Raw genomic sequence first — 20,661 nt, 5'->3', positions numbered from 1 at the left:
CAGAGAAAAAATCAAGTGGTTTACGAAAGCGATTGATGTCTATTACAGGATTTAAAGCATACAAAGAATGGAACAAGGAAAATTTTTGTGAGTTTATTACGAATTATGGCTTTACAGTCGTCAAAGTGAATTTGGTGGATGGCGGTTTAGCTCCTGTTGGAGTTTTGATTGCGAAAAAAACTAATTATTAAATTTGAATTTCTCTCGCTGTCTGGTTTGATATAAAAATTTGATTATTTGAAAAAATCAAAAAATAACGTAGCGTGATATATTGCTTGTCACGCTACGTTATGTACTAATATGGACCTTGAAAGGAGGCAGGATATGTCATTATACACAACAGGAGAGCTTGCAAAGAAGTGCAACGTTTCAGTAAGAACGATTCAATACTATGATGAAAGAGGTATTTTGGTGCCAACAGATTTGACGGAAGGGGGACGAAGACTGTTCTCCGAAGAGGATGTTGCCACATTGGAAACGATTTGCTTTTTAAGAGATTTGGATATCTCTATAAAAGATATTGCTGAAATATTGGAATCTGATGAGTCAAAAAAGGTAATCGAACTTTTGCTTGATGAGCAAGAAAAAAATATTCAGGCGGATGTCAAGAAAAAAACGAAACAATTAGAAAATATTAAAGGCATAAGAAGTTCTTTGGCTTCTTTCAAGGATGGGTCGCAAAAAACAATTCATGACATATCATCGATTATGGAGGAAAAAGAAAAGCGAAAGAAAATGTACAAAAAAATGCTGATCGTAGGAATTCCTGTAGAAATCACAGGAATTGTAACTTTTGTTATTGGTATATTACAAGGAATTTGGATACCATTTTTTGTAACTACGGCAGTGTATACTATTTGTGCTGTCTTTTTAGCAAACTATTGGTACAAACGGATAGAGTATATTTGTCCGGAATGCCATACCAGATTTCAACCAAGGAAAATGGAAACTCTGTTGGCAAATCATAATCCAAAGATGAGAAAGTTAACTTGTCCTAATTGTAGGAGGAAAATTTGGAGTTTGGAAGTATATAGAAAAGAGGTGGATGCATAATGGAAACAATTAATTTGAGTAAGAAACAATTTGTGATATACATGGCAGTCGCATTTGGACTAGCTTGGATTTTAGAAATGATAGCAAGTGTTTTTAGTAATAATGGAAATCAGATAGTGTTTACTGTTATAGTGATGATTACCATGTTTATGCCGTTCCTTGGTGTACTGGTAGCCAGAATCCCGCTAAAAGGTATGGGATGGGTACCACATTTAAAAGGGAAACTTCGTTATGTATTCTTTGCCCTTTGGATGCCGGCGTTATTAAGTATCCTTGGAGGGGTCTTGTTTTTTGTGATTTTCCCGGATACATTTGACTCTGAATTTATGACGTTAAGAGGTCTTTTAGAGGAAGCGGGAGCGTTGGAACAGTTCGAGGCACAGGGTATCACGATACCAATGTATCTGCTGATTACGTCTGTTCAAGCTGTGACAATTGCACCATTTCTGAATATGTTTGTCGCATTAGGCGAAGAGGTTGGTTGGCGAGGTGCACTGTATCCGTATTTGAAGAAAAAGTTTGGTGACACCAAAGGCCGTATTGTGGGTGGTGCAATCTGGGGTGCTTGGCACTGGCCGATCATGATTTTTGCCGGTTATGAGTATGGAAAAGAATATATCGGCGCACCGGTACTTGGGCCAATCGTATTCTGTATCTCTACTATTATGATGGGTATTTTACTTGATTATGTATATGAAAAGACAGAAACCATTTGGTTGCCATCCCTTATGCATGGTGCTATCAATGCATTTACCATCTTTGCATATCTGGTAAAACCTGAATATTCCAATATGGCAATTCTAGGTCCAGCATATATTGGTATTATCAGTATGATTCCAATGATTATTGTAGCAGTCATCATTTGCGTAAAGACGAAAAGGAATTGAGTATTAAAGAGATATTCAATCTCACCCACAAATTTCAGTTTGTTGAACTGAATCCGAAAAGCATTAGGGCGCAGAGGAGATAGAATCCTTTGCGTAAAAGACTAACGAACATATTTAATGAAACATCGAAACCATCTTCTTTTTGTTGTTTACCTATAATAACGATTGGAGTAGTCGATTATAGACACTGCAATCAAAAAAATCTGAAAATATATTTATCAACATTACATAAAAGTGTGTAGATGCACATAAAATGGGAATGCATATTGAAATTCACGTCGTTCTGTGATAGCATTACTAAAAAGTGTGCAGATGCACGGAAAGGGGGAGCGTAACGATGGAGATTAAAAGAGACGCTTACCTACAGCAGCTGACCCTGCGAAAAGATAATGGAATGATAAAGGTGATTACCGGCATTCGTAGATGTGGCAAATCCTTTTTGCTGTTTACCATCTTTAAGAGATACTTACTGGAGAACGGCGTTGATGTTGATCATATTATTGAGATTGCATTGGACGGTATTGAAAATGAGGAACTAAGAGATCCTAAGGTGTGTTTCAAGTACATCAAAGATGCCATGAAAGACGATGGCAAATACTATCTGCTTCTTGATGAAGTGCAGTTTATGTCACAATTTGAGGAAGTGCTGAACAGCCTGCTCCGCATGAGCAATATTGATGTGTATGTCACCGGAAGTAATTCCAAGTTCCTGTCCAGCGACATTGTGACCGAATTCCGTGGCAGAGGTGATGAGATTAGAATCTACCCTCTCTCCTTTGCAGAGTTTTATTCTGTCTATGACGGCGATTATGATGATGCATGGGATGACTACATGATCTACGGAGGATTGCCGCAGATCGTAAGTTTCCAGAGCGAACGACAGAAAGCGGACTATCTGAAGAACATCTTTGCAAATGTCTATCTGAAGGATGTTATTGAAAGAAATAAGATTCAGAACGTGGATGAGATTGGGATTCTGGTTGATGTGCTTGCATCTGCAATCGGCGCACCGACCAACCCTTCAAAGATTGCCAATACCTTTGCCAGTGAGCGTCAGATGACTTATGCTAATAAAACCATCTCCAAGCATATCGACTATTTGACAGATGCCTTTTTGATTTCCAAGGCAAGCCGATACGATATTAAGGGCAGAAAGTATATCGGTGCAAATCTGAAATACTACTTTACGGATCTGGGACTGAGAAATGCACGTCTGAATTTCAGACAGCAGGAGCCTACTCATATCATGGAGAACATTGTTTATAACGAGCTGTTGATCCGTGGCTACAATGTTGATGTGGGTGTCGTGGATATCTTCGATAAGGATAAAGAGGGCAAACGTGTTCGCAAGCAGTTGGAGGTTGACTTTGTGGTGAATCAAGGAAACCAGAGATACTATATCCAGGTTGCATATGACATGACTTCGGAAGAAAAACAGACGCAGGAGTTCAATTCTCTGCGTAATATCCCGGACTCTTTCAAGAAGATCGTCATTGTAAATGGCAGCAAAAAGCCTTGGAGAAATGATGAAGGTTTTGTCATCATGGGAATGAAGTATTTCTTGCTGAATGCGAATAGTCTGGAATTTTAAGTCGATTTGAGTTGTTGCTGTGGTGTTGTTCTATTTCAAAAAAGAGTGAACACGCTGGGAGAATGTCGTGATGTGACAGACCAATATCAAACCGGACGAAGTGCATATTTGCGACTGGGACAATTATTTATGAGATTATTTGCTGGATTGCTATAAGAATCTGATGAAACGACCTTTCAAAAAACAGTTGATTTAGAAGTTAACTGTTTTTGAACCTCTTCTCAGACACAAGAACAGCAGATTGCGGGTCTCGAAGCAACCCAAAGAGAAGTCGATGAGTTTATTAACTTGACGGTAGATCGTGATAATTCGGCATCATCCGAAATCTCACGTGCTAAGAAGGACTTTTACAAACAATACTCTTATCTTAAGCCTGACTGCGAAAAGACCGACTGGGAAAAATTTTGCGAAGGTTTGAAAAAGGTCGGTCAGTGGTGTAAAGATCACTGGAAAGAGATCGTTCTGGTAATTGAAATCGTAGTGGCTGTTGTCTGCATTTGTGTTCCTGGCTTACAGGGTATAGGCACTGGCATTCTTATCGGAGCTTTAAAAGGTGCTTTGACCGGTGGCTTGATTGGCGGAATTACCAGTATGCTAACAGGAGGCTCATTCCTAGAAGGATTTGCCCAAGGTGCATTAGATGGTGCCATAATGGGTGGTGCCTTGGGCGGCGTAGGCGGAATCGCCGGCAAATTCATAACCTGCGGTTCTAAATTAGGAAACGCAATCCAGACAACCTCTAAAATCAGCGGGGCCATTTCTAATAGTATGGATGGTTTTGACATGGTATCATTAGGATTGGGGATGATTGATCCTAATAACCCAATCACGGAACTTAACAACAAAATGCATCAGAGCGATGTATACAACAAGTTCCAGATGGGGGTAAGCTTGGTATCTTCGTTCTCAGGTGCTGCTTCTCAGAATATGGCGTGCTTTGTTGCTGGTACATTGGTACTTACAACTGCTGGTCTGCTCGCTATTGAAAAGATAAATCCTGGTGATAAGGTTATTTCAACTGATCCTGATACGCTTGAAACAAGTGAAAAAACTGTCCTTGAAACATATGTCCGCAAGGTGGACAAACTCGTTCATCTTGTAATCAATGGTGAAGAAGTCATCACCACAGACAATCATCCATTTTATGTGCAGGGCAGAGGCTTTATTGAGGCTGGTAGACTCCTTGTGGGTGATAAGCTTGTTAGCGTTAATGGTGATGATTTATTAATCGAAAAGTATAAGATTGAAGAGTTCGAAATATCTGTAAATGTATATAATTTTCAGGTTGAAAACTCACATACATATTTTGTTGGAAGAAATACCGTATGGGTTCACAATACCGAATGTAAAGTTAGTGATAATAGAAGACGACATATTCTTGAAGGCGAAGGTCCAGATGATCCTGGGCACGGTCCAAATCGCGGATTTGGCAATAGTGCTTTTCCAGATACTTGGTCCGATGATAATGCTATTAAGGCTGTCGAAGATGTTGCGAATAGTCCAAAATCAATTTGGCAACAAGCTACAGGTCCAGGAAGTGGTCGAAATGCACCGAAAACTATTGGTGGTCCAGATCCAAACGCTCCTCTTACCACAAGAAATGGTAGACCAGTTAGATTTACTGTTGAAGGACAAAACCATAGTTTAGATATTAGAGTGATTGTTGAACCAGGCGGTGAAGGGATAGTAACTGGCTTTCCTATTAATCGCTAATTATGAGAGGAGATTAAAATGGTAAAAGACGCATATGATATGTTCTTCAAAAATATCTCTATGCAATTTCATGACGACTCTCTTGTGAATGCTCTTGTGGAAGATGCTGAAGAACTGGCGAAATATGGAGAAAAACGGGTGGCTCTTGAAAATTTTTTGGAGAACGTTTTAGCTAATGAGGTTACGATTTCAAAAGAAGCTGTCACTTTAGCAGAAAAAGCATTCAGTGATGCTCCAAATGATTATGATATAGAGCTAATAAACGAACTGAAAAAAACCGATGTTACGTAAGGGGATGATTTGGATGCCAATGGACAAAAAAGATCAACTTGCAGAATTAATTTCAAATGCGGAAACTTCCTTTTATAATGGGCAATTACAAGAGGCGTTCAGTCTTTCTTTATCAGCTATAAAACTCGATGAGAACTGTAACATATCAAAGCTCCCGGCAGAGCTCCAATCATGTCAAGGTATATAGCGGAAATGCTGTCAGAAATTACAAATCACGTTATGGGAAAGGCATTCGGTCAACTTATACGGTGCTGCAGATTAAGCCGGATTCACCGGTCAATGGTGCCAATGTGTTCTGGTATGAGGGAAATTGCAGCATTCTGGGCAGTAAGAATGTTTATATAGGCTATAATGATAATTCCATGTCGGTCTTATCACAGTTTGAACTGGTGATGACGATCATAAGCGGTGCATTTTTATTATTCCATGCAGTTTCGGCACGGTTGCTCAGTAAGAAAAATCCATATGGCGGGAAGCTTTTCTGGTTTTTTAAATTTTGACCAGTCCTGTAGTTTATCTTTTGTTTGGATATATTATTATGTTCGCATGGTTAGCCATAATGATAACCGCAATGATTCTGCTTCGAAAAAATAAGGCAAATTTTCTATCTTTTATAATACTGTGGTTCGTGGGATTCGTTGGATGTTTGGTAGTAGTGTTTGTAATACTTTGATTTTCAACGATTATAAAATATGAATCCGACATGATGATGAAATTGTAAGGAAAGCTGAAAGATAATGGGGAAATACAAAAGTAAAGTATTAAAGAGAACATGTAAAAGGTGTATGATTGCGGTGATTATAACGGCTATCCCCGGAATCATTGCCGGACTTTTTAACAGATGGCTTTTTTTAGCTTCGCTCTTTGCAATTATTCCTATCATCTATTTGGGCAATCGATTTTTCGTGATTATAAAATGGAATCTGGTCGAGGGGATCATCGAAGATGTAACGTTAGTTAATGATTTTAACCAGCCCTATACCGAAGCTCATATTATATTTAAGACAAAAGATAATATGGAACATGAGTGCCGCTTCACGATCGGGCATTATGGAGATTACGAAGAAGGAATAGAACCAGAGTTAGAGAATATGCTTCAAAGTGACAAAGAGTTATTTATGAAGAAGAAAGTCCCGGTTTTTTATTCTCCAAAAGATGTTAACAGATGTATAGTGTATTTAGAAGATTCACAATGAATATAAAATGCTATCAAGCGTTTTTGAAAAGTCCTTGACGGCATCAGTTCGATTATGTTGATTGTGCTCTCATGCATCGCAGATTGGAAGAAAATATGTATGAGAGGAAAATCGATATTTGTCGACTTGATAATTTCCAATTTTTAGTGATAGGGAGATACACAATGAATGGTTTGATTATAAAGGTACTCAGCATAAGTATTGCGGTAGTAACCGTAGTATACTTGATTATTTATAAAGGAAATACCATGATTACGAAGATATTTAGCGTGTGTATTATAGCAGCAATGGTAATATACTGGATTGTTTATGAAAGAAATACAAGAAAGCGAAAAAAACAGGAATTACAGCGTGATGACTATTTATTTGCGAAAGAAAACGATTTGCCGTTACAGATAAATTGGAATGAGATAAATGACTTTTTGTCAGATTCCGGATATGGTGTAAATATGCCAATGGAGAATTGGTTTATGATGGATTGGGCGATACAGCCCTGTGTGGAGAATGGTATAAAAGAAGGAAAGTTTTCTATGAAAGGGTTTCGAGTGTTACAAGCTTTAAGTAACGATATGAAACACATTTTTTATGATGTGAGGTTTAATTATGACCGTGGTCCGGATTTAGAAGATAAAAATAGGAAGTACGAAGCCGTAAAAAAGGTGTTGGATACAAAATACGCCGGTTTGTCAGAAGAAGTACGGAAGAATATATATGACCAATTTGTTAAGATATATGAAAGAAAAATCTAATTACAATACAAAGGAGGAAGCCGTTGAGTTTTTAATGAATGAAACTAATCTTACATATGAAGAATGTTCTAAAGCCAACGATTTCCATATTAGACTAAATAAGAAAAATTAATATACAATTCCAGTTTTTGAAACTGAGAAATCGGTATTTTACGGGGGAATAAGATGGTACTTGAAACAGATAGGCTCACTTTAAGAGAATATGTTACAGAGGATTTTGACGCACTTTTTGAGATAGTCTCTGATATAGAAACTATGCAACATTATCCGGCACCTTTTGATGAAGATAAAACAAGGAGTTGGATCCAGTGGAATTTGGATAATTATATAAAGTGTGGTTTTGGACTCTGGGCAGTTGTGTTGAAAGAAACGGGAGAATTTATTGGAGATTGTGGTATTACTATACAGGATATTGACGGAGAAATGCTTCCGGAAATAGGCTATCATATTCATAAAAAATATTGGAGAAAAGGCTTTGCTAAAGAAGCTGCTAGAGCAGTACGAGATTGGGTATTTCTTAATACGCAATACGATATAATTTATTCGTACATGAAATACACTAACATAGGCTCTTATTCTACTGCTTTAGCAAATGGAATGAAAAAAGTAAAGGAATATCAAGATCCTAAAAATACGATTTCTTATGCCTATGCTATTACAAGAGAAGAGTGGAAAAAAATGAAAGAAAACTGAGTTAATTTCAGCACTAATATCAATGCACAAACTGCATTTTTGATAAAAAGTGCATTGATAAACTGAACTATAAGGGGTTATATCCAGTATGAGCTTTGCTCTTGGTTATACCGTTGGTTCTAAGAGCAAAAATAAACACCAAAAGACCGCCATGTTTGGTAAACTTTGGCGGTCTTTTGGTCAAACATATATCCGGTTTTGTGGTGCGGAAGAATATGCCATAATTATTTTGAATTGTGATACAATGAAAATATAGTCAGATAGAATGTAAACGTCAAACCATGCGCTTACGAAATGTCTGCTGCTTTTTTGCTCTATAAGAAAATGCCATTACCAGAAAATGAATTATTTAAAAAAAATGGGAATAGAATAAGGACAGAAGCAGCTGACTGTGCTAAAATATGCATGAAATGTATTACCAAAATATAAAGAAATTTCAAAAAATGGGAATGGGAGATAGTGATATGCAGTTTATTGTAAGGCAAAAGTATCTAGATGAATTGATTGAATTATATGGGACGCCAGATATAAAAGTAATCACGGGCATCAGACGAAGCGGCAAGTCTGTTTTGCTGCAGGAATTTATCACTTATCTGCAGTCGTTAGAGGAAAAGAGCAATATTGTAATGATAAACCTTCAGGAATTAGAGTTTGATCATTTGCTGGAATATCATGCATTGCATAAGTATATCTTGGGACAATATAAAGAGGGAATGAATAACGTATTATTGATTGATGAGGTTCAGATGTGCCCTCAGTTCGAACTTGCAATCAATAGTATTTATACAAAAGGAATCTATGATATTTATGTTACCGGTTCAAATGCATTTTTGTTAAGTTCAGATTTGGCAACACTTTTTACTGGAAGAACGATGGAAATAAAGGTATATCCTTTTTCTTTTGTGGAATATCTGACTTATTATGGAATTACGGATGGGTATGATGATGCATTTGATCAGTATGTCCGAACCGGTGGTATGCCGGGAGCTTATGTATATAAGACAGAGGATAGACAGTATGATTATATCAGAGATGTGTATGGGACTATTCTTATAAGAGATTTGGTTGAGAAATATAGAATAAGAAATACATCAGAGTTTGCCAGTATATCTGAATTTATGATGGATAATATTGGCAACCTGCTTTCTCCCAATAATATCTGCAAGACATTAAATAATGACCAAAGAGAGATTACCAGAAAGACAGTATCAAAATACATTGGTTATTTAGAGAACGCATTTCTATTTTATGAGGCAAAACGGTATGACCTAAAGGGAAAAAAATATCTCGAAAACAATAGTAAGTTTTATCTTTGCGATCCAGCATTTCGATATGCAGTCAATGGTACACGAAATATGGACTTTGGAAGGGTTTATGAGAATATTGTTTATCTGGAGTTACGAAGGAGAGGTTATGAGGTATATGTTGGTAAACTTTATAAAAAAGAAGTGGACTTTGTAGCAAAGAAACGAGACACACTGATATACATTCAGGTAAGTGACAATATTTCAGATGAAACAACATTTGAGAGGGAATATTCGCCATTGCTTGCAATACGAGATGCATATCCTAAGATGGTAATTGCAAGGACACATCATGAAACTTATGATTATCAGGGTGTGCAGGTGGTCGATATTTGCAGATGGCTGCGATGCAGATAGATGAATTCCGGGTTATAGGTCTGTTAGAGTATTGATAAAAGAGATTATTTATGATACAATATCCGAAAAATCGGAAATAGAAAAGCAGAGGAAAGGGTATTGCACCATGAAGATATATGAGAAAATATTTGCAAGACTTGAAGAATTACATATGAGCCAGACGGAACTGTCCAGAAGAACCGGTATTGCGACCAGTACGATCAGTGACTGGCGAAAGAAGCAGATTAATCCACAGGCGGATAAACTGGTGTCTATATGTAAGGCACTGGATATGACGCTTATGGAATTACTTTGTGACGAAGAAAATGCAGAACAGACTGCAACCAACGATTATATAACAGATGAAAATTATATGATTGAATTATATCGACGATCAGATACAGAGAGCAGACGAAGAATGATCAGTTACCTTGCACTTCTTGATGTCTGCAAGCAAATCAACGATAGTGCCCGGTTCAAGAAACAGCAGCGGAATGTTTCCGTTATTCAGGATATTGATGGGAACAATATTGTGGTGATTAATGATATTCGATTTAAAGGAAAACGTTCCATCGATTGGAAAGAAGTGCGGGCATATTTGAAAAAATATGTTGGCGATTTTTATAAGGTGGCGTCTACCGGCGATGTGATATATATTGGGGATGATCTGCCAAGTGAGTATAGCGGATCAAAATATACACATAGTATCAAAGGAACAAATGCGAAAGCGAAAGCAAATGCTGTACAAGGAATTCCTGAAATGATAGAAATAGCAGTAGGAAAACATTTTCGGGAAAATATGGAGAGCAAGCATTGGAGAAATGCAATGTATGGCTGGTATCGTTATGATTCAAGATTTGCAATTCCGGTATATAGAGATGATGAAGAGGTGGAGAGGTATAACATTTTTCATGCTTCGCTGATTGTAAGATATTCAGAGGATGGGAAACTGTATTTGTATGACGTAATAGACATAAAAAAAGAAACGAGCAACCCGATTGAGCCGTAAGGCTGTACACGACAAAAAACCCATTTCTTTTTATGAATAGATGATACAATATAGTAGAAGAAATGTCAAGCCGAATATTCGAAAATTAAAACGTTAAGATGGTATTTGTATATAATAAAAGTAGGGCTATGATTACTTGCTGTAATGACGGTACAAGACCTGTTATTTTTAAGATTGAGAGAATAGAAATTGATAAGTGATAAATCGCAATTGATGGAGGTAGTGTGAATTATGAAAAAGATTGTATGTGCAATGCTATGTATTCTGCTTGTATTTAGTTTGAGTGCTTGTGGCGGAAATGTTAATGAAGTAAATACGCATAATGTAGAATCTGAAATATATTCTGAAGAGGACATTGCAACTGCTATTGACACCATAAAAAAAGAGTTTAAGAGCAACTGGAATGGATGTACTCTTACAGAAATTTATTATGCAGGGGATGACAGTTCTAAAGACCATCAAGATTGGGCAGATAGGAACAATGCAGATGAAGTCATTGTTTTGCTATCTTCGTTCGATGTTGATTCATCTGGAGGAGATGGTTCTCTGAATCCAAATAGTACATACAATGATTGGAAGTGGATTTTAGTTAGAACAAATGGCGGACAATGGCAACATGTTGATCATGGATATTAAAATGAATTCCGGATTACCACTTCACCCATAACAAGCCCATCAAACAATCCTTCAAAGAGATCAAGCTCTAAGGTAAGCCCCTGATTAAGCGGAATCTTATAGCGCGTTTTCGCAATCACATTGCCGTCTGCCTTGGCACAGAGTGTCCGGTAAGCATCTTCATTAATCGGAAGTTCAAATTCCTGTTTGGCTAACATACCACTGCTTTTGACAGTCAGGACATATTGGCAATCGGAGACTGCAGATGCTGCGTCGTATAAGGTTTTCTTGCGTACCCGGATCACCGGATTGGTCGTCACATATGCCTGCTCAATGCCGTAATGTGGGTATGTGTCTAGCTGATCTGGCAGTTTATGAAATAAAAATTTACGTTCGATTTCCATATTTTGTTCCTCCGTGTCTGGAATATCTGTCAAGCGTTTTTGAAAAAGTCCTTGACGGCATAGTTTAATTATGTTAGCCTACTTTCAAAGCATAAGTTTCATATAGTAGCTGCAAGACAGCTGCTTTCTACGAATAGTCAAATTATTTATTCTTGAACATTCATGCTTTTAAATTCAATTCATTTAATTTAAGATGCAGGGGTATTCAAGGAAGATAGTTTAAGTCTATGTTTGCAGATGGATTTCTCCTGCGAAAGCCAAAGGAGGACGAAATATGGCAAACAGAGAGTACAAAAGTGATGTGTACCGTATATAATATCAATCCGGGAAACAATGAGGATTTGAAAAAGCGGAGCCAGACACTGCGGGAGTATATGATATTTGTTGGATATGTAAATGAGAATCTTGCAAAGGCAAAAAAGGGCGACAAGGATTATGAGACCGCAATCAGAGATGCGGTGAACCGCTGTATTGCAGAAGAATAAAACACTTGAACAGATTGCGGATGAACTCGAAGAATCTGTCAAAGATATCCAGCCAATTTACGATATCGTGAAGAAATATGCTCCAGAATATGATGTGGATGTAATTACCACAGAAGTACTGGAAACACGGGAAAATAAAAAAGCATAAAACTATAAAAAGAGGTGAAGCGGATATGAAAATTATTCGAGGTATCTACTCAGTACAGTTGATGTAAACTGTTGGCAGATTGTGCTGAGGTGAAAATAAACTTGCTAGCAGTCGTTAACTGTACTGTCCAAATGATTGAAATATAATATTAAAGGAGTACAGTTATGCGCTATATAAAAGAAATTCTAAAGAATAACAAATTATGGGTATTGGCTTACATTGGACTAGGTATATTTAATGCATTTATGGCTAATTACAAAACGGACTATTTTCAGAAGGTTATTGATGGATTGGCGGCTGGAACACTTACATTTGCGGGAGTTATAACCTACGGTCTTATTTTGCTGGTAAATTATTGTATGAATTATCTGGATAATTATCCAGAAAAGAAATTGGAGTATGGTATTTATTTGGATTTTAAGCTTTTATCGCTTAGAAAAATAAGTACAATGGATTATACGGAATATCAGAAAATAGGTACTGGAAAACTTGTTCAAAGGATTGAGAATGGTTCATCCGCAGGCAGAAATGTGGTATTCAATTTCTGGTTGCGTTTGATTCGTGATTTACTTCCTACTATTGTTTTTAGTGTATATTTTATTTGGAAGATTGATAAAAAAATTACTTACATATTGTTTGTAGGCTATATACTTATTTTTATAATAACCAATATTCTGCTAAAGTTTCTATACAAAATAAAAGAAAAGATTTTGAACAGTGAGGAGCTATTCAATCATTTTCTGGTCAGGGGCTTTATGGAAATGCTGGTGTTCCGTATGAGCAAACAGTTTCCGAGTGAAATAAAGAAAACCCGTAGTGCAAAAGAGGATATTGTATCATCAAAAGTAAAAATGAATATGATTCATGAAGCTTTTTTTACAATATTTGCGCTACTTGTGGCAATGTTAGATATTGGTATTTTATTTTACGCATGGAAAACAAAAAATCTTACAGTGGGTTCTATAGTTGCACTCATTGCGCTGATTGAAAATGCTTACACGCCGATAGCTATTTTTAATGTACTTTATGTTCAATATAAATTGGACAAGGCATCCTATAAGAGATTTGAAGAATTTTTAGATTTAAAAGATGATAACCAATTAAGAAACGGTAACGCAATTCATACGGACATTGGTGAAATATCGATAAAAAACTTATCGTTCCAATATGAAGAACGGAAACTTATTGATGATTTGAGCCTGTTCATAAAAAAGGGACAAAAAATAGCTTTTGTAGGTGAAAGTGGCTCTGGGAAATCCACGGTGATTAAGATATTACTGGGATTACTAAAATACAATCAGGGAGAAATCTACTTAGGTAATATGGAGTTAAGTGGAATTTGCCTTAATAATTTGTATGACAGAGTCAGCTACATATCGCAGGATGTTCCTGTTTTTGATGGAACAATAAAGGAAAATCTGGTATTTGAGAAGAATGTGTCAGAAGAACAAATGCTGGACGCATTGAGGGAAGTGCAATTATCTCATTTGGTTGAGAATCTTGCGGAAGGTTTAGATACTGAAATTGGAGAGAAAGGTACTTGCTTATCAGGAGGAGAAAAACAAAGACTTGCATTCGCACGCTTGTGGTTTGAAAACCCTGAACTTGTCGTTTTGGATGAAGCAACATCTGCAATGGATAATTTAACCGAGGAAAATGTAATGAAATCGGTTATGCTAAAAATGAAAGATAAAACGGTCATTGCGATTGCGCATAGATTGAATTCCATTGCCGGTTTTGACAGAATTATTCTCTTTAGAGAAGGGAAGATTGTTGGACAAGGGACTTTTGAAGAACTATTACATACGGATTCTTATTTTAAGGAATTGTATAATGCGAATGTGCAATAATTGTTTTTTTAGGTCGAAACTTGTAAAAATACAAAGGGGCTGTTGCTCAATGTCATTAAGTTAAGATGACAAATCAAGATCTCAGTATTAGAAAATAATACTGGGGTCTTTTTTTATAAAAAACTTGACAGGAACACAAAAATGTGTGGCCGCTCTTGCTACAGATTATATGCAGATTTATTGCCTGGGAACATTATTTACACAGCTCACACTGGGGTTGAATGCTTTCATTACTGCACAGGGGAATACATTTGTCAGCATGTATAATGTTGCCATAGGTGCAATTTCAAATATTCTGTTGGATGCAGTATTTATAAATGTATTTCATATGGGAGTAAGAGGTGCTGCACTGGCAACTGTAATCTCACAAGGCATATCAGCAGGATTGGTGACTTATTATCTTTGCAGAGGAAAAAGTATTCCTGTAAAAAATGATGGATGAGCACCGCTTGTAGAAGATCTGTTTACTTTCAGTAATGAATGTGCTAATATGGTTAGCATGAACTAACTATGAAGCTTGCTAATTTGATTTGTAATTAGAATAGAAGGTAACGAATCGGAATTTGGCGAAAGGAAATGGCGATGAAAGCAGCAAGAATAGACATAGACAAAAGACTTTCGGCGGCGCTGCATGATTGGATTATGGTAGACGAATAAGTTCTTCCAAAGGAGGCAAAATGAATTACTTATTAGAAATCGTTATTTTTAATGTCATCATTTACACAATTTGCGGTATCAATATGGCAAAGAAGGGGAAGCTTGGCATGATACAGGAATACCCCAAGGCGATACAGGATCGATGCAGAGAGCTTGGATTGATTCAGGAAAGTTCCGGGAAACTTGCGAGGAAAGCAACGATAGGAAAACTGGGACTTTTTATCGGATACATATTTTTGCAGACGGCATTGGCGTACTATATCGGCGGTGCGCGCACGTTCTTTGAAGGATGGTTTCACGGATATATTATGTGGGTAGCTGAGATGTGGTTTGACGCATTGGTCGTGGATTGTCTGTGGTTTTGCCATAGTAAGAGGATGATAATTCCGGGAACTGAGGATTTGGTGGATGCTTACCATGATTATTGGCATCATATTAAATATGCAGTGATAGGAATGTTCAGCCAGGCGGTGATTGCTTTGCCGGTAGGACTTTTGGTGATGTGGCTGTCTGCGAGATAAAGATATAATGCAAATCATGATTTATAGGAGGATAAGACTAAGATGATAATAACAATAATTGCAACGCTGATGATTATGGCAGGTTATTTTCTGCTTTTGTATAGTGTAGTTGGTTTTATTCAGGATAAGAAATTTTTCTCTTCTGCACCTAAAGAGAATCTTGCTGTGATTCCCGAAAAAAAAGAGAGATTTCGTGGCGCTCATATTATAGGCGGATTTATAGCTACTATTGCAATCCTGCTATTTATAGGAGCGATTATTCTTGGGATATGGGATGGTGTAAGAAACGATTTTAGTTTTTTGAAATTCTTTGTGCGTTTTCTGATCATGCTTTATGTCATGGAGCTTTATGATATAGTATTCTTTGATTGGGTGTTGCTCTGCCACTCAAACTTCTTTCCGCATTTTTATCCGGAACTTAAAGGTATAGTGGGACCGCATATGTTTGGCTACAACAAAAAGACACATATTATACATTTTATTATATACATACCTATTTGTGTTGCGATTGCATGGATAGGCACACTTCTTTGATGTATTAAAATAACTTCAAGTTTATAGGGCTGTTAGAGTATTGATAAAAGAGACTATTCATGACACAATATCCGAAAAATCGGAAATGAAAAAGCAGAGGAAAGGGTATTGTGCCATGAAGATATATGATTGAATTATATCGACGATCAGATACAGAGAGCGGACAAGAAAGTGCGGGCATATTTGAAATAATATGTCGGTGATTTTTATAAGGTGGCGTCTACCGGCGATGTGATATATATCGGATCTGATCTGCCAAGTGGGTATTCGGGATCAGTGTGATATTCTGGATAAAAAAAAGAAACGAGCACCCCGTTGGAGCCATAGGGCTTTACTTGGCACAAAACCCATTTCTTTTATGAATAGATAATACAATACGATAGAAGAAATGTTAATCCGAATATTCGAAAATTAAAACGATGAGATGGTATTTATGTATTAAATGAGGATTCGTTGGAATTATAAAGTTCACGGAGTTTGACACCATGAACTCAAATCTTTTGTTCTCTGTACTGACAGCGAACATTATCAGTTTGTTGCTGCTTGGAACATTGCATCTGAGCGTCGAAACGATAAAATTTCTATTCTCTGTGGATATCAGGCAGAAAGCGATGCGATAAACTGCGTGATTTCCTCTTTGCGCATGGCACTCATCGTACTGTTGTGGAAATGCGTATCATACGTCACTTCTTTTTTCACTGCAAAAGAATCCGGTAAAGTGTAGTTCTTGGCTGATTCTTCATCCGGGAATTCCACTTCACCCATAACAAGTCCATCAAACAATCCTTCAAAGATATCAAACTCTAAGGTAAGCCCCTGATTAAGCGGAATCTTATAGCGCGTTTTCGCAATCACATTGCCGTCTGCTTTGGCGCAGAGTGTCCGGTAAGCATCTTCGTCAATCGGAAGTTCAAATTCCTGTCTGGCTAACATACCACTGCTTTTGACAGTCAGGACGTATTGGTAATCGGAGATTGCAGATGCTGCGTCGTATAAGGTTTTCTTGCGTACCCGGATCACCGGATTGGTTGTCACATATGCCTGCTCAATGCCGTAATGTGGGTATGTGTCTAGCTGATCTGGCAGTTTATGAAATAAAAATTTGCGTTCGATTTCCATATTTTGTTCCTCCGTGTCTGGAATATCTTGAAGATTTTCCCAAACTATTATATACTACATGTAATTATGGGATGGAATTGTAACATTTGCTGGATACAAATTCGTAAAACCATAACCAATCAATAATTCCTTGTAAATTATAATGTATTTTATAATAGAAGGAAAGTGGAATTTTAGAATATGAATATACATGTTTGCGGGTCGGAAATCAACCGGTTTCATGATGCGCAGGGCAAGGAGGATGCATATGAGTAAAGTAAATGTATATCTTGCAGATGGTTTTGAAGAGGTCGAAGGGCTGACCGCTGTAGATCTGCTGCGGCGCGCAGGCATTGAGACAGATATGATATCCATCATGGGACGGAAGGAAATCACCGGAGCACGGAAGATTCCCGTGCTGGCAGATAAGCTCTTTGAAGAGCAGGACGATCCGGATGTGATCGTGCTTCCGGGCGGTATGCCGGGAACCCTGCATTTAAAGGCGCATGAAGGTCTGGCAGATCTGATCCGAAAAGCAAATAAGGATGGTAAGCTGCTTGCAGCAATCTGTGCAGCACCAACCATCTATGGAGAGATGGGACTTCTCGAAGGAAAGAATGCAACCTGCTATCCGGGCATGGAGGATAAGCTGTTTGGTGCAAACTGGCAGGAGCAGCCGGTCGTTGTCGACGGAAACTTCGTGACAAGCCGGGGCGTAGGAACGGCGATTGCATTTGCACTCACATTGGTTACAATTCTGAAGGATGAAGAAACAGCGAAGTCTTTGGCGAATAGTATAGTTTATAAATGGTAATTCCAATCGGGAGGACGTTATGTACAGATTAACGATAAAGGATATATTGGAAGCAACAGGCGGCGTATTGCTGTGTGGCGATGAAAATACAGAGATCAAAGATGTCTGCATCAATTCCAAGGAGATCAAGCCGGGTGATTTGTTTGTCCCGATCATCGGGGAGCGGGTCGATGCGCATCGTTTTATCGAGAGCGCACTTCACACAGGTGCGGCAACTCTGACATCACAGCATACCGATATTGTTGTATCGGAGAAACCGTTTGTCTATGTGAGTGATACAGAAAAGGCATTGCAGGACATTGGCGCTTACGTGCGCAGGAAGTTTAAGAAGCCGGTTATCGGCGTGACCGGAAGTGTTGGAAAGACGACAACGAGACAGATGATAGCAACCGTGCTTTCGGGATGCTTAAATGTCTACCAGACCGAGGGCAATCTCAATTCCCAGATCGGTGTGCCGCTGACCCTTCGACGGATTGACGAGAACGCAGAGGCAGCCGTGCTTGAAATGGGTATCAGCGAACCGGGACAGATGGAGATTCTGTCTGACATGGTGAAGCCGGATATCTGTGTCGTGACGATGATCGGTGTTGCGCATATCGAATTTATGAAGACGCGTGAGAATATCCGCAAAGAGAAGTTGTCGATTATCAATCATATGAGCCCGGATGGTGTGCTGTTCCTAAATGGCGATGATGCACTGCTTGTAGAAGTGAAAGGTGATACCGGCGTCCGTACATTTACATACGGCACTGGTGCGGACTGCGATTACCGGGCAGAGAATCTTCATATGGAAGATTACCAGTATGTATATGATTTCGTGCATGGAGACACGCGTGTGCATGTGCGGCTCAACGCACTTGGCAGGCACAATGTCGGAAATTCACTGGTCGGTCTTGCGATCGCAGACTATATGGGATTGGATCTGGAGAAGGCAGCAGCCGGACTTTCCAAGTTTAAGGGGCTTCGTCAGAAGCTGATTCGTGTTCCGGGCAAATATACGATTATCGATGATACTTATAATGCAAGTCCGGATTCCATGAAGGCAAGTCTGGATGTGCTGGAGGACCTGGAAACAACGGGTAAGAAAATTGCGGTGCTTGGCGATATGTTCGAGCTTGGTGAAAATGCAGAGCAGTATCATTATGAAGTCGGAAAATACGTGGCGACGAAGAAAATCGACGAGTTGGTCGTGGTCGGGGATCTGGCACAGCATATCATGCAGGGCGTGAAGGACAGCAACTCGGATATCAACTGTTACAGCTTCAAGGACAATGGCGAGGTTGCTTTGTATCTGCTTTCTGTGATGCAGCCGGAAGATATCGTGCTGATCAAAGGCTCGAATGGTATGCATCTGGAAGAAGTTGTAAATAATATGCTTGGATAATAAGATACATGAATTGTGACAGTGGTATGGCGATGAAACAATTTGTGTATCCGATGAGGTTCTATGGATGCATAGGACCTCATTTTTCATGTGGTAAGTATGGAAATGCTATGTATGCACATCTACATGATCAGATACTTTGATTTTAATGTGGCAAGTAATGGAAATGCCTGTACATATGTTGATTCGCGAAATCGTGGAACTATATATAGATAAGCGTGTGCGTATTGTATCATCTATACTTGCATGGGTCGGCGGAATATGAAAGTTAATATGGAATAATCAGGTTTGGTACAAGCAGCAGTGCTGCGGTTGTATGCATGAGCTGGTAAAGTGTGAAAATATACATGGAATCGTCCGGCGGCATGATAGGATGTAATTGTGAAAAATCTGTAAATTATGAAAATACAGGTTGACAGTCAGAATATGGTGTGCTATATTAACAATAACAAAAATGATAATCATTACTGATTTAGAAAAATGTGGATCAATCAGTTCTCGTAAGTATCATTTTGTATAATTGCAGATATTATAGCAAAGTATATCATGTGTATAAACATGTGGAAGAATGAAAGGAGATTTATTATGAAATTTGTATGTACAGTTTGTGGATATGTTTATGAAGGTGACGCAGCTCCGGCAGAGTGCCCAATCTGCCATGCTGGCGCAGATAAGTTCAAGAAAGTAGAAGACGGAGCGATGACACTGGCTGCAGAGCATGAGTTTGGCGTATATGCTTCTACTGTTAAGAACAACCCGGAAATCAGCGACGAGGATAAGAAGTTTATCTTCGATCAGCTTAAGGCAAACTTCAATGGTGAGTGCTCAGAGGTTGGTATGTACCTTTGCATGGCAAGAATCGCACACCGTGAAGGCTACCCTGAGATCGGTCTCTACTGGGAGAAGGCAGCTTACGAAGAAGCAGAGCATGCAGCAAAGTTTGCTGAGATGTTAGGTGAGGACTTAGAGCCAAACATGACAAGCTCTACTAAGAAGAACCTTGCATGGAGAGTTGACTGCGAATATGGCGCAACAGCAGGTAAGGTTGACCTTGCAAAATGTGCTAAGAAGAATAATCTGGATGCAATCCATGACACGGTTCATGAGATGGCAAGAGACGAAGCAAGACATGGCAAAGCATTAGAGGGACTTCTTAAGAGGTACTTTGGTTAAGCTACAAGCCATGCAATAAAAAGAGAGAAAACATCGAAGGGAGCTTGCTCCCAGAGAGAGGTTTTCTCTCTTTTTATTATACGGCGCCAGCCGTCCATGAAGCGCCCCGAAGGGGTGCGAATGGGGCATGGCTTGTCGGAAGGGAGCTTGCTCCCA

At 38.5% G+C, this 20,661-nt stretch carries 25 protein-coding genes; 23 read left to right on the top strand and 2 right to left on the bottom strand.

Translation table 11 applies throughout. The features are described from left to right. The 14 genes from ACZQK9_RS06090 to ACZQK9_RS06025 all read left to right on the top strand — a co-directional run. Positions 1-191: hypothetical protein (locus ACZQK9_RS06090; protein ID WP_483269981.1), on the top strand; the 191-nt coding region annotated here is incomplete at its 5' end. A 133-nt stretch (positions 192-324) separates the two neighbouring features. Continuing rightward, positions 325-1,053, top strand: coding sequence for a MerR family transcriptional regulator (locus tag ACZQK9_RS06085; protein WP_483269980.1), 729 nt, complete (start codon positions 325-327; stop codon positions 1,051-1,053). Further along, positions 1,053-1,940 (top strand): CPBP family intramembrane glutamic endopeptidase, encoded by an 888-nt coding sequence (locus ACZQK9_RS06080; RefSeq protein WP_118500665.1) that lies wholly within the window; start codon positions 1,053-1,055, stop codon positions 1,938-1,940. The genes ACZQK9_RS06085 and ACZQK9_RS06080 overlap by 1 nt, the downstream gene beginning before the upstream one ends. Positions 1,941-2,277: 337 nt before the next feature. Beyond that, on the top strand, positions 2,278-3,531 hold the full coding sequence (locus ACZQK9_RS06075) for an ATP-binding protein (RefSeq protein WP_008400146.1): 1,254 nt from the start codon (positions 2,278-2,280) through the stop codon (positions 3,529-3,531). Positions 3,532-3,819: 288 nt separating this feature from the next. Continuing rightward, positions 3,820-5,244 (top strand): polymorphic toxin-type HINT domain-containing protein, encoded by a 1,425-nt coding sequence (locus ACZQK9_RS06070; RefSeq protein ID WP_118694318.1) that lies wholly within the window; start codon positions 3,820-3,822, stop codon positions 5,242-5,244. 18 nt (positions 5,245-5,262) lie between these two features. Then, positions 5,263-5,535, top strand: coding sequence for a hypothetical protein (locus tag ACZQK9_RS06065; protein ID WP_117781655.1), 273 nt, complete (start codon positions 5,263-5,265; stop codon positions 5,533-5,535). Positions 5,536-5,663: 128 nt separating this feature from the next. Then, complete coding sequence (locus tag ACZQK9_RS06060; protein ID WP_483269979.1) at positions 5,664-6,035, top strand: hypothetical protein; 372 nt, start codon at positions 5,664-5,666, stop codon at positions 6,033-6,035. Between the two features lie 285 nt (positions 6,036-6,320). Beyond that, complete coding sequence (locus ACZQK9_RS06055; RefSeq protein ID WP_243023089.1) at positions 6,321-6,731, top strand: hypothetical protein; 411 nt, start codon at positions 6,321-6,323, stop codon at positions 6,729-6,731. 164 nt (positions 6,732-6,895) lie between these two features. Continuing rightward, a complete protein-coding gene (locus tag ACZQK9_RS06050; protein WP_483269978.1) occupies positions 6,896-7,480 on the top strand; it encodes a hypothetical protein in 585 nt (194 codons plus the stop codon). 165 nt (positions 7,481-7,645) lie between these two features. Continuing rightward, positions 7,646-8,173 (top strand): GNAT family N-acetyltransferase, encoded by a 528-nt coding sequence (locus ACZQK9_RS06045; RefSeq protein ID WP_483269977.1) that lies wholly within the window; start codon positions 7,646-7,648, stop codon positions 8,171-8,173. 464 nt (positions 8,174-8,637) lie between these two features. Then, positions 8,638-9,834, top strand: coding sequence for an ATP-binding protein (locus ACZQK9_RS06040; protein WP_117781531.1), 1,197 nt, complete (start codon positions 8,638-8,640; stop codon positions 9,832-9,834). Positions 9,835-9,940: 106 nt separating this feature from the next. After that, a complete protein-coding gene (locus ACZQK9_RS06035; RefSeq protein ID WP_483269976.1) occupies positions 9,941-10,822 on the top strand; it encodes a helix-turn-helix domain-containing protein in 882 nt (293 codons plus the stop codon). 98 nt (positions 10,823-10,920) lie between these two features. Then, positions 10,921-11,022: a TIGR04076 family protein gene (locus ACZQK9_RS06030; protein ID WP_117781532.1), complete on the top strand. Its 102-nt coding sequence runs from the start codon at positions 10,921-10,923 to the stop codon at positions 11,020-11,022. 31 nt (positions 11,023-11,053) lie between these two features. Beyond that, a complete protein-coding gene (locus ACZQK9_RS06025) occupies positions 11,054-11,458 on the top strand; it encodes an LptM family lipoprotein (RefSeq protein ID WP_117781533.1) in 405 nt (134 codons plus the stop codon). Here the strand turns inward: ACZQK9_RS06025 and ACZQK9_RS06020 are convergent. Then, complete coding sequence (locus ACZQK9_RS06020) at positions 11,455-11,841, bottom strand: CYTH domain-containing protein (RefSeq protein WP_483269975.1); 387 nt, start codon at positions 11,839-11,841, stop codon at positions 11,455-11,457. The genes ACZQK9_RS06025 and ACZQK9_RS06020 overlap by 4 nt on opposite strands. 227 nt (positions 11,842-12,068) lie before the next feature. Here ACZQK9_RS06020 and ACZQK9_RS06015 point away from each other — a divergent pair, with 227 nt between their 5' ends. From ACZQK9_RS06015 to ACZQK9_RS05990, 6 genes are all read left to right on the top strand, one after another. Further along, the gene (locus tag ACZQK9_RS06015; RefSeq protein ID WP_483269974.1) at positions 12,069-12,326 is read left to right on the top strand and encodes a hypothetical protein; all 258 of its coding nucleotides are present in this window, start codon (positions 12,069-12,071) and stop codon (positions 12,324-12,326) included. Beyond that, positions 12,313-12,474 carry a hypothetical protein gene (locus ACZQK9_RS06010; RefSeq protein ID WP_483269973.1) on the top strand — a complete coding sequence of 54 codons (162 nt, stop codon included), beginning with the start codon at positions 12,313-12,315 and terminating at the stop codon, positions 12,472-12,474. Before ACZQK9_RS06015 ends, ACZQK9_RS06010 begins: the two co-directional genes overlap by 14 nt. 164 nt (positions 12,475-12,638) lie before the next feature. Then, positions 12,639-14,324 carry an ABC transporter ATP-binding protein gene (locus ACZQK9_RS06005; RefSeq protein ID WP_483269972.1) on the top strand — a complete coding sequence of 562 codons (1,686 nt, stop codon included), beginning with the start codon at positions 12,639-12,641 and terminating at the stop codon, positions 14,322-14,324. Between the two features lie 94 nt (positions 14,325-14,418). Next, a complete protein-coding gene (locus ACZQK9_RS06000; protein WP_483269986.1) occupies positions 14,419-14,766 on the top strand; it encodes an MATE family efflux transporter in 348 nt (115 codons plus the stop codon). Between the two features lie 235 nt (positions 14,767-15,001). Further along, positions 15,002-15,502: a hypothetical protein gene (locus tag ACZQK9_RS05995; RefSeq protein WP_483269971.1), complete on the top strand. Its 501-nt coding sequence runs from the start codon at positions 15,002-15,004 to the stop codon at positions 15,500-15,502. 42 nt (positions 15,503-15,544) lie between these two features. After that, positions 15,545-16,036, top strand: a complete 492-nt coding sequence (locus ACZQK9_RS05990; protein WP_483269970.1) for a hypothetical protein — start codon at positions 15,545-15,547, stop codon at positions 16,034-16,036. A 597-nt stretch (positions 16,037-16,633) separates the two neighbouring features. Here ACZQK9_RS05990 and ACZQK9_RS05985 read toward each other — a convergent pair. After that, the gene (locus tag ACZQK9_RS05985; RefSeq protein WP_483269969.1) at positions 16,634-17,155 is read right to left on the bottom strand and encodes a CYTH domain-containing protein; all 522 of its coding nucleotides are present in this window, start codon (positions 17,153-17,155) and stop codon (positions 16,634-16,636) included. A gap of 247 nt (positions 17,156-17,402) precedes the next feature. On the opposite strand from ACZQK9_RS05985, the gene ACZQK9_RS05980 reads away from it, so the two are divergent. From ACZQK9_RS05980 to ACZQK9_RS05970, 3 genes are all read left to right on the top strand, one after another. After that, a complete protein-coding gene (locus ACZQK9_RS05980; protein ID WP_483269968.1) occupies positions 17,403-17,948 on the top strand; it encodes a DJ-1 family glyoxalase III in 546 nt (181 codons plus the stop codon). Positions 17,949-17,967: 19 nt separating this feature from the next. After that, a complete protein-coding gene (locus tag ACZQK9_RS05975) occupies positions 17,968-19,332 on the top strand; it encodes a UDP-N-acetylmuramoyl-tripeptide--D-alanyl-D-alanine ligase (RefSeq protein WP_483269967.1) in 1,365 nt (454 codons plus the stop codon). Between the two features lie 582 nt (positions 19,333-19,914). Beyond that, positions 19,915-20,505: an NADH peroxidase gene (locus tag ACZQK9_RS05970; protein ID WP_117781549.1), complete on the top strand. Its 591-nt coding sequence runs from the start codon at positions 19,915-19,917 to the stop codon at positions 20,503-20,505. Positions 20,506-20,661: the final 156 nt, after the last annotated feature.

The organism is Wujia sp. (assembly GCF_056872695.1).
Note: the sequence above shows the minus strand (reverse complement) of the source record. Positions and strands in the feature narration are given on the sequence as shown.